The sequence below is a fragment of the Pseudochrobactrum sp. AO18b genome (genome assembly GCF_000409565.1).
In the GTDB taxonomy this organism is placed as follows: domain Bacteria; phylum Pseudomonadota; class Alphaproteobacteria; order Rhizobiales; family Rhizobiaceae; genus Pseudochrobactrum; species Pseudochrobactrum saccharolyticum.
Genome location: NZ_ANNO01000464.1, coordinates 1 through 9,547, shown reverse-complemented (window position 1 = coordinate 9,547; position 9,547 = coordinate 1). Strand labels below are relative to the sequence as shown.

Sequence of the window (9,547 nt, the reverse complement as noted above, 5' to 3'; positions counted from 1 at the left end):
GGCGTTTAAGCGGAGGATGTAATTTTACTTGTAACGTGACAGACCGAGATCCGAAGTATCAATATCCGGTTTTTTGCCGGAGATCAGGTCGGCCATAACGCGGGCAGAACCGGCAGACATTGTCCAGCCGAGTGTGCCGTGTCCGGCATTGATATAAAGATTGTCGTATTTTGTGCCGCCGATAATCGGTGTTGAATCCGGTGTCATCGGACGCAGACCCGACCAGAAAGTTGCCTTGGACAGGTCACCCGCACCGCCGAACAGGCCGCTGACGGAAAGTTCCAGCGTTTCGCGGCGTTCAGGCAGCAGACGTGTCACATAATCGGTGACTTCAGCCATACCGCCGACGCGGATACGGTCGCCGAGACGGGTAATCGCGATCTTATAGGTTTCATCCAGAATGGTCGAAACCGGTGCGCGGGATTCATCGACAATCGGAATGGTGATCGAATAGCCTTTGACCGGATAGATCGGCACATTGAGGCCGAGACCTTTGACCAGCTGCGGCGTGAAGCTGCCGAGTGCGGCTACATAGCGATCAGCAGTGAAGATGCCTTTATTGGTTTCAACCGCAACAATCTTACCGCTGTTAAGCTGGAAGCCTTTAATATCCACATTGTAGTGGAATTTTACGCCCAGTTCTTCAGCCATTTTGGCCAGTTTATTGGTGAATGTGAAGCAATCGCCGGTGCCGTCATCCGGCATGCGCAGGCCGCCGGTAATCATGTGCTTTACATTGGCAAGGGCTGGTTCTGCCTTGGTGCAGCCTTCGGCATCCAGCACTTCAAATTTGATGCCGTCCTGACGTAGGCTTTCAATATCCTTGGTCATTACCGCATCAAAATCTTTCTGACTGCGGAACAGCTGCAAAGTACCTTTTGAACCTTCATCATAGGTGATGCCGGTATCATTGCGCAGTTCGGTCAGGCATTCGCGGCTGTAATTGGAAATGCGCAGCATGCGGGCTTTGTTGGTCGCATAGGCCGATGCGGTGCAATTGGCCAGCATGGACATCAGCCAGCTATACATTGCCGGATTGCAGGTCGGACGGAAAATCAAAGGTGAGTGTTTTTTAAACAGCCACATTGCCGCTTTCTGCGGAATACCCGGAGCAGCCCATGGGGTCGAGTAACCATAGGACAGCTGACCGGCATTGGCGAAACTGGTTTCGAGCGCCGGTCCTTCCTGACGGTCAAGTACAGTCACTTCATGGCCGGCTTTTGCCAGATAATAGGCGGTCGTTACGCCGATCACACCGCTGCCGAGTATTGTAACTTTCATGGTCTGCCTCTGTCATATCCTGTCTGATGCCGCATGTGCAGGCTTGTTTGTTCTTCAGGCAAGAATGTCGTTAATGTAGTTGCGATGATATCTGTTCCCCAGAGATGTCAGAATCTCATAGGAAATTGTTCCGGCATCCTGTGCCACTTGTTCAAGGCTCTGATGTGCGCCGATCAGCTCTACAAGGCTGCCGAGCTTTAATGTGCCTTCCGGCAGGGCGCTGACATCCAGCGTAATGGAATCCATGGAAACACGGCCGATAATAGGCAGGCGCACAGCACCATAATATGCTGCGCCTTTATTGCTTAAGTGTCGTGGCCAGCCATCTGCATAACCGACGGCAATCGTGGCAATCCGTGTCTCGCCCTGTGTTTCATAGCTGCCGCCATAGCCGACCAGAGTATGTGCCGGAACGGTGCGGCATTGAATGACGCGCGCCTGCAGCAACACAACTGGCTGCATCGGATTTGGTGCATTTTCCTGTGGTGCGCCGCCGTAAAGTGCGATGCCCGGACGTGCCAGATCAAAATGATAGCCGCGCTCCATGAAGCTGCCACCGGAATTGGAAAACGCAACGGCATAATGCGGCAGAAGTTTAAGAGCTGCCTGCATACGCTCCAGCTGGGCGTGGTTCTGCGGGCTCTGCACATTATCAGCAGAAGCCAGATGGCTGATAATGAATTTCACATCAATGCCGTCCAGCAGGGAAATATCTGCCAGCAGTTCTTTCAGTTCCTGTTCGGAAAGACCGAGACGCGACATGCCTGTATCAAGCTGAAGCAGTGCCGGAAGCTTCCGGTTGCCGGCCTTGCCCAGAGCTGCCCAGTTGCGCAGCTGTTCCAGCGAATTCAGTACAGGGATAATATTATTATCCGCGCAGAGTTTTTCTGTCTGCGGCTGCAGGCCGTTGAGAACATAAATAACAGCATCTTTGCCGATATGCGGTTGCAGCTTCAGTGCTTCTCCCAGATGTGCAACGAAAAAATCGCGGCAACCGGCGGCATAAAATTGCGGGGCGACTTTATCCGCACCCAGACCATAGGCATCGGCTTTCACAACGGCTGCGGCTCTGGTCGGGCTCAGTGCGTCGGCGATCAGCTTATAGTTCGCGCGCAAAGCGGCCAGATCAACGGTAAGAATACCGCCGGCCGCGAGGATTTCCGGATTTTCACCGGCAGTTGTATCAACAGGCGCTGCCGCACGGGTTTCAGAAAAGAGTACAGACATAAGCAATTCCGCATTGTCATGTTCAACACGTTGGTTGGCTGCCAGTATGCATATCCGGAAAACTATAACACAGTTTCAGGTTATGCTCTGCATGCAGACCATGCCAGAGATGCCAAACAAATTTTATAAGAGGCAGCATCGTTCAGCGTCGTAACTTTACGAGCGGTATCACGTGCCGGAACTCTCTCCCTGTTTCTCAGTGTAGTCGAATAGTCTTCGAATGTTTTTGCTATTTTTCGCAATTTATGCGAATTATAGCTAAATCAACACGATAAAATACTATGAATTGGAATATTCTGCGTGTCGACCTTAGATGCTATTGATCGTAATATTATCCGCTGTCTACGCCGTGACGGGCGTATAACCAATAGTCAGCTGGCAACAGAGGTCGGTTTATCGCAATCGGCGTGCCTGCGGCGTGTGCAATTGCTGGAAACAAGCGGGGTTATCCGCGGCTATACGGCGATTGTTGCGGCACCCGATGCTGATGACCGGTTGGTGGCGCTGGTGCGCATTACGCTGGAGCGGCAGACGGAGGAATATCTCAATCGTTTTGAAGAAGCGGTGCGCCGTCATCCGGAAATTCAGGAATGTTATCTGATGACGGGGGATGCCGATTATATCTTGCGTGCCGAAGCAGAAAATACGGCAGCTTATGAGGTCATTCACAAAGAAATTCTCTCACGTCTGCCGGGGGTGGTGCGTATTCACTCCAGTTTCTCGATCCGCAGTGTACTGCTGAGCAGAGCGCCGGTACAAGCATTTCGCCATCAAGTTGAAACAACTTGATGGATACGATAATGCGTCAGCTAAAAATTAGAGCGGTTTTGCAACGAAGTTGCGTAACCGCTCTAAGAACGGCGCTCTGGAATTGCTAGTCTTTATGCAGGATTGAGGTATCCACATCCGTGATACGGCGTTTGCCACACAGAGCCATAGTCACATCCGCCTCACGGGCGATGATTTCCAGCGCCTTGGTCACACCGGCTTTGCCCATGGCACCCAAACCATAAAGAAACGGTCTGCCGATATAGGTGCCTTTCGCGCCGAGTGCCACGGCTTTGAGCACATCCTGACCGGAGCGGATACCGCCGTCGAGATGGATTTCCACCTTGTCACCGACTGTATCGACAATGCGCGGCAACATCGAAATGGATGATGGTGCGCCGTCGAGCTGACGGCCGCCATGATTAGAGACGATAATCGCATCGGCACCGGTTTTGGCTGCCATCAGCGCATCTTCTTCATCGAGAATACCTTTGAGGATCAGCGGGCCGCCCCAGAGTTTCTTAATCCATTCCACATCATCCCAGTTCAGTTTCGGGTCAAACTGCTCGGCTGTCCATGAGGACAGGGATGAGAGGTCGCTGACACCTTTGGCATGACCGGCAATATTGCGGAAGGTGCGGCGCTGCGTTGCCAGCATGCCGAGGCACCATTGCGGGCGGGTCATCATCTGCCAGATGTGTTTCGGCGTGAATTTCGGCGGAGCCGACAGACCGTTGCGCAAATCTTTGTGACGCTGGCCGAGAATTTGCAGGTCGAGCGTCAAGACCAGAGCCGAGCAACCGGCGGCTTTGGCACGTTCAATCAGATTGCGGACGAAATCACGGTCTTTCATTACATAAAGCTGGAACCAGAAAGGCTTTTTCGTTGCTGCGGCGACATCTTCAATCGAGCAGATGCTCATGGTGGAGAGGGTAAAGGGCACGCCGAATTCCTGTGCTGCCTGCGCTGCCAGAATTTCCCCGTCCGCATGCTGCATCCCTGCCAGACCTGTCGGAGACAGGGCTACCGGCATAGTCACATTCTGGCCGATCATGGTTGTTGCCAGAGAACGGTCAGTCATATCTACCAGTACGCGCTGACGCAGTTTGATTTTGGCAAAATCGCTTTCATTGGCCCGATAGGTCGATTCTGTCCATGCGCCGGAATCTGCGTAATCGAAAAACATCTTTGGCACGCGGCGGCGCGCCAGTTTTTTCAGATCGGCGATTTCCAGAACAGTACTCATGTCAGTTGCTTTCTAAATTCAGTTTTAAAGAGTTATTATCATCCCGATTTTATAAAGTCAGGCTCAGAAAGACTATTAATACCGGAATGATCCGCTATGTTTGCTGTAATGCAATAGATATTTTAAAGGTTGTGAATTTGATGGTCAGACGGCGCAGACACATTCTTCTTCCTGTTCCCCTCGCTTCCTTTATGTTTGCATCTGTTTGCAGTGTTTTTGCTCAGGCCAATCCTCCCTCGGAACTGCCTGTCACGAATGCCCATAGTGTTGCAGTCAGCGCGCAGACTGTCCGTGTCAGCGATTATCGTCCGAAACTGGTGCAGACTGGTACAATTGCAGCCCGCAATCTTATCAATCTTGCTTTTCGCGCTTCCGGTCAGGTGACAGAGCGCAGCGCTGATGTGGGGCAAAAAGTTGAAGCCGGTGAATTGCTGGCGCGTATTGATGCTGTGGAGCAGCAAGCTGGTTTGCGCTCGGCTCTGGCCTCTCTGAATGCGGCGCAGGCGCAATTAATACAGGCAACCGCCAATTATACACGCCAACAGGCATTGCTGGATCAGGGGTTCACCACACGCAGTCAGTTCGGTACTGCGGAGGAAACCAAGCAGCGTGCCGAGGCGGCTCTTATCAGTGCGCAAAGCCAGATGAAAAATGCGCAGGATATGATGAGCTATACGGAGTTGCGTGCGCCGCGCGCCGGTGTGGTGACTGCCCGTAATATTGAAACGGGACAACTGGTACAGGCGGCACAAACTGCCTTTGTGATTGCTGCCGATGGTGAGCGGGACGCCGTTTTTGATGTGCAGGAAGCGCTGGCTGTCCATGCGGAGTCCATGGAACAACAAGGCGGGAAACAGGCGCTGCCTCAGGTGAGTCTGACACTGGTTTCCGATCCGTCTGTCACTGCAACCGGCCATGTGCGTGAGGTTGCGCCGGTGGTGAATGCCACAACCGGCACTGTGCGGATTAAGGTTGAACTGGATACGCCGCCACCTGCCATGACACTCGCGGCTCCGGTAACCGGCAGTCTGCAATTGCCGGTGGTGCGTGCTGTGATTTTGCCATGGAGCGCGATGACATCACAGGGCGGAAAACCTGCAGTGTGGGTACTTGATCCGCAGACGAAAACGGTCTCTTCCGCTTTGGTGCGGATTATGGACTATGAGCGGGAAAAAATCATTATTTCTGAAGGTTTGCAGGACGGGCAAATGGTCATAACCCGCGGCGGACAGTTGCTGAGTGAAGGCGCTGTTGTGGAGCTTCTGGTGGCTGATGAGCAGAAAGTAACACAGTGATGCGGGCGACGGGTTGGACGATGAAGCGCAGAATTTTCAGAACAGCTGCGGCAGGATCAGTTTTGCTGATGCTGGCAGCCTGTGGTGAACAGGCTGATGAGGCAAAGGAGCCGGTTGTCCGGCCGGTATTGTTTGTTATCGCAAAAGCGGAAACCTCGCAGCAAAGCGGTTTTGCCGGATCTGTGGAGCCGCAATTCAGCACGGATCTTGCCTTTCGCGTTTTGGGGCGCTTGATCCAGCGTGATGTGGATATCGGTGATTTTGTCAAAAAAGATCAGGTTGTGGCTATGATTGATCCCGCGCAGCTTGATCTGAATTTGCAGGCAGCCAAAGCCGACATGGCCAGTGCCGAGGCACAATATGTGAATGCACAGGCCACAGAGGACAGGCAGGCGCGTTTGCTGGCCATGCGCAGTATTCCGCAGGCGGTTTATGACAGCGCCAAACAGGGGCGCGATACTGCGGCTGCCGGTCTGGAAAAAGCCCGTGCTGCCTTGCGAAAGGCTGAAGACGAGCGTGGTTTTGCACAACTGGATCCGGATTTTGACGGTGTTGTTTCTGCAGTAAATGCCGAAGTCGGGCAGGTTGTGGCTGCCGGACAGAGTGTTTTGACCGTGGCGAGGCCGGATGTGCGTGAAGCCGTTGTCGATGTGCCGGACCACATTGCGGAGACGGTCAAAGACGGCGATAGATTTATGATTTTCCTGCAGGCTGATCCGACTGTGCAGGCAGAAGGTCATGTGCGGGAAATTGCACCGCAGGCGGATAATGCCACGCGTTTGCGCCGTGTAAAAATCACGCTTGATGATGCACCGGAAGCTTTCCGTTTAGGCACAACAATCACAGCGCTGCGCAGTAATGGCGACCATCAGGAACAGATTGCTCTGCCGCTATCCGCTTTGCTGGAACTGGAGGGCAAGACCTATGTCTGGATCGCTGATCCGCAGAGCCAGACTGTGCGCCGTCAGGCCGTCGAAGTTGTCAGCCGCAGGGACGGGCAATTTATTGCCACAGGCGTGGAAGCCGGTCAGCGCATTGTCAGTGCAGGCGTGAACAGTTTGCAGGACGGCCAGAAGGTTAAGCTGCCGCAGGGAGAGGAATAATGAAGAAATTTAATCTCTCTGACTGGGCGCTTAATCACCGCTCGCTGGTCTGGTATTTCATGCTGGTCTTTCTGATTGCCGGTATTGCCGCCTATATCAATCTCGGGCGCGAGGAAGACCCGCAATTCACCATTAAAACCATGCTGATACAGGCCAACTGGCCGGGTGCATCGGTGGACGAGACGATCAATCAGGTGACTGACCGGATTGAGAAAAAACTGCAGGAACTCGACAGTCTCGATTTTACCAAATCGGTGACAACACCGGGTAAAGCGGTGATTTTTGTCAATTTGAAAGCGACGACCAAAGCGCGGGATGTGGAGAAAATCTGGCTCCAGACCCGCAATATGATTAATGATATCAAGGGGAATTTCCCTGAAGGCGTCTACGGGCCTTTTTACAATGACCGCTTCGGCGATGTGTTCGGTAATATTTACGCCTTCACGGCTGATGGTCTGAGCCACCGGCAATTGCGTGATTATGTAGAGACTGTGCGCACACAGGTTCTGCAATTGCCGAGTGCCGGTAAAGTTGATTTGATCGGCGCGCAGGATGAGGTGATTTATCTCGAATTTTCATCCCGTCAGATCGCGGCGCTGGGGCTGGATCAGCAAGCGATTTTAAAAAGCCTTCAGGATCAGAATGCGATTACCCCGTCCGGTGTAATTAATGCAGGGCCGGAACGCGTCTCTGTGCGGGTGAGCGGGCAGTTCACCTCTGAAGAAAGTCTGAAAGCCGTCAATCTGCGGGTGAATAACCGCTTCTTCCGCCTCAGCGATGTGGCGGAAATCAAGCGCGGCTATACCAATCCGCCGGAAAGTCTGTTTCGCGTGAATGGTGAACCGGCAATCGGGCTTGCCATTGGTATGAAGCCGAATGAGAACCTGCTGGACTTCGGCAAGGCGCTCAATGATTTGATGGCGCGCGTTGAAGGAGAACTGCCGGTGGGTATCAGCGTGCATCAGGTGGCCGATCAGCCGGATGTGGTGGATGAGGCTGTGTCCGGTTTCACCAAAGCCTTATTCGAGGCGGTGGTCATTGTTCTGGCTGTGAGCTTTATCAGCCTTGGCGTGCGAGCCGGTTTTGTGGTGTCGCTGTCCATTCCGCTGGTGCTGGCGATTACCTTCCTCACCATGCAATATATGGATATTTCCCTGCAGCGTGTGTCATTGGGGGCGCTGATTATAGCGCTCGGCCTGCTTGTGGATGATGCGATGATTGCCGTGGAGATGATGGTTGCACGGCTTGAGGCGGGTGATCCGATCAATAAAGCGGCGACTTATGTCTATTCTCACACCGCCTTTCCGATGCTGACCGGTACGCTGGTGACGATTGCCGGATTTATTCCGATCGGCCTGAACACCAGTCAGGCGGGTGAATATACTTATACTTTATTCGTTGTGATTGCGGTTTCGCTGGTCGTATCATGGGTGGTGGCTGTATTGTTTGCGCCGCTGCTTGGCGTGACGCTGTTGCCAAAAACGATGAAAAAACATGAGGAAAAGCCGCGCCGTGTCGGCAAGGCTTTTGCCGCGGCCTTGCTATGGTGCATGCGTCATCGCTGGACGACAATCTTTGCCACGGTTGTGCTGTTTCTGATTTCTCTCGGTGGTATGACACTGATTGAACGGCAGTTCTTCCCGTCTTCGGATCGGCCGGAACTGGTGATTGACTGGAAATTGCCGGAGAACAGTTCCATTGCCGAAACACAGGCGCAGATGCTGCGTTTTGAAGAGACGATGCTCAAAGGCAATGAGGATATAGACCACTGGAGCAGCTATATCGGGCAGGGCGCAGTGCGTTTCGTACTGACTTTCGATGTGCAGCCGGTCAATCCGTATTTCGGTCAGATGATTATTGTCGCCAAGGATGTGGAGGCGCGCGACCGTCTGAAGCAGAAATTCGATGCGGTGTTGCGTAAGGATTATATCGGCACCGATGCTTATGTGAAATTCCTTGAGCTGGGGCCGCCGGTTGGCCGCCCTGTTCAATATCGCGTCAGCGGGCCGGATATTCAGGCTGTTCGCGGCTATGCGCATCAGGTTTCCACTATCATGGCGCAGGATCAGCGTCTGGGTGTTGTGGCCTATGACTGGAACGAACCGGCACGTGTGGTGCGGGTTGACGTATTGCAGGATAAGGCGCGTAAACTCGGCGTTTCTTCCAAAGACATCTCGATGACGCTGAACAGTGTGGTTGGCGGTCTGGCGATCACACAGGTGCGCGATGCTACCTATCTGATTAATGTGGTGGTGCGGGCACAGGCGCAGGAGCGTGACCGGATTGAAACTCTGCGCAATCTGCAGATCGGTACCGGCAACGGGGATTCCATTCCGCTCGCCTCGATTGCCAATTTCCGTTACGAGATTGAGCAGCCGGTTGTCTGGCGCCGTGACCGCCTGCCGACGATCACAGTCTCTGCCGGTATTCTCGACAAGACCATGCCGGATACGGTGGTGGAACAGATGAAGGGGCAGGTTGATGCCTTCGCGCAGAAACTGCCGCTTGGTTATTCCGTGCATATTGCCGGTACTGTGGAAGAAAGCGCCAAAAGTCAGGGGCCGATTGCTGCCGTTGTGCCGCTGATGCTGTTCGTTATGGCGACGATTTTGATGCTGCAATTGCAG

The 9,547-nt window shown here is 53.4% G+C and carries 7 protein-coding genes; 4 read left to right on the top strand and 3 right to left on the bottom strand.

All coding sequences use genetic code 11. The features are described 5' to 3' along the window. Positions 1 to 24 precede the first annotated feature (24 nt). On the bottom strand, positions 25 to 1,281 hold the full coding sequence (locus A918_RS0117305) for a D-amino acid dehydrogenase (protein ID WP_022712270.1): 1,257 nt from the start codon (positions 1,279 to 1,281) through the stop codon (positions 25 to 27). Positions 1,282 to 1,335: 54 nt separating this feature from the next. Then, positions 1,336 to 2,508, bottom strand: a complete 1,173-nt coding sequence (alr, locus tag A918_RS0117300) for an alanine racemase (RefSeq protein ID WP_022712269.1) — start codon at positions 2,506 to 2,508, stop codon at positions 1,336 to 1,338. A gap of 300 nt (positions 2,509 to 2,808) precedes the next feature. Between alr and A918_RS0117295 the strand changes: the two genes are divergently transcribed. After that, positions 2,809 to 3,297 (top strand): Lrp/AsnC family transcriptional regulator, encoded by a 489-nt coding sequence (locus A918_RS0117295; RefSeq protein ID WP_022712268.1) that lies wholly within the window; start codon positions 2,809 to 2,811, stop codon positions 3,295 to 3,297. A gap of 85 nt (positions 3,298 to 3,382) precedes the next feature. Here A918_RS0117295 and A918_RS0117290 read toward each other — a convergent pair whose 3' ends face one another. Beyond that, positions 3,383 to 4,522, bottom strand: coding sequence for an alpha-hydroxy acid oxidase (locus A918_RS0117290; protein ID WP_022712267.1), 1,140 nt, complete (start codon positions 4,520 to 4,522; stop codon positions 3,383 to 3,385). A 191-nt stretch (positions 4,523 to 4,713) separates the two neighbouring features. Between A918_RS0117290 and A918_RS20950 the strand changes: the two genes are divergently transcribed. The 3 genes from A918_RS20950 to A918_RS0117275 form a co-directional block, all read left to right on the top strand. After that, positions 4,714 to 5,817, top strand: a complete 1,104-nt coding sequence (locus tag A918_RS20950) for an efflux RND transporter periplasmic adaptor subunit (RefSeq protein WP_198013312.1) — start codon at positions 4,714 to 4,716, stop codon at positions 5,815 to 5,817. Between the two features lie 20 nt (positions 5,818 to 5,837). Next, positions 5,838 to 6,920: an efflux RND transporter periplasmic adaptor subunit gene (locus A918_RS0117280; RefSeq protein WP_022712265.1), complete on the top strand. Its 1,083-nt coding sequence runs from the start codon at positions 5,838 to 5,840 to the stop codon at positions 6,918 to 6,920. Continuing rightward, positions 6,920 to 9,547, top strand: a 2,628-nt coding sequence (locus tag A918_RS0117275) for an efflux RND transporter permease subunit (protein ID WP_022712264.1), incomplete at its 3' end; no start/stop codon positions are given. The genes A918_RS0117280 and A918_RS0117275, both read left to right, overlap by 1 nt.

Excerpts from the sequence above, each read along its gene's own strand:
- A918_RS0117305 (WP_022712270.1), bottom strand. The coding sequence starts at position 1,281 with ATGAAAGTTACAATACTCGGCAGCGGTGTGATCGGCGTAACGACCGCC.
- alr (WP_022712269.1), bottom strand. The coding sequence starts at position 2,508 with ATGTCTGTACTCTTTTCTGAAACCCGTGCGGCAGCGCCTGTTGATACA.
- A918_RS0117290 (WP_022712267.1), bottom strand. The coding sequence starts at position 4,522 with ATGAGTACTGTTCTGGAAATCGCCGATCTGAAAAAACTGGCGCGCCGC.
- A918_RS20950 (WP_198013312.1), top strand. The coding sequence starts at position 4,714 with ATGTTTGCATCTGTTTGCAGTGTTTTTGCTCAGGCCAATCCTCCCTCG.
- A918_RS0117280 (WP_022712265.1), top strand. The coding sequence starts at position 5,838 with ATGAAGCGCAGAATTTTCAGAACAGCTGCGGCAGGATCAGTTTTGCTG.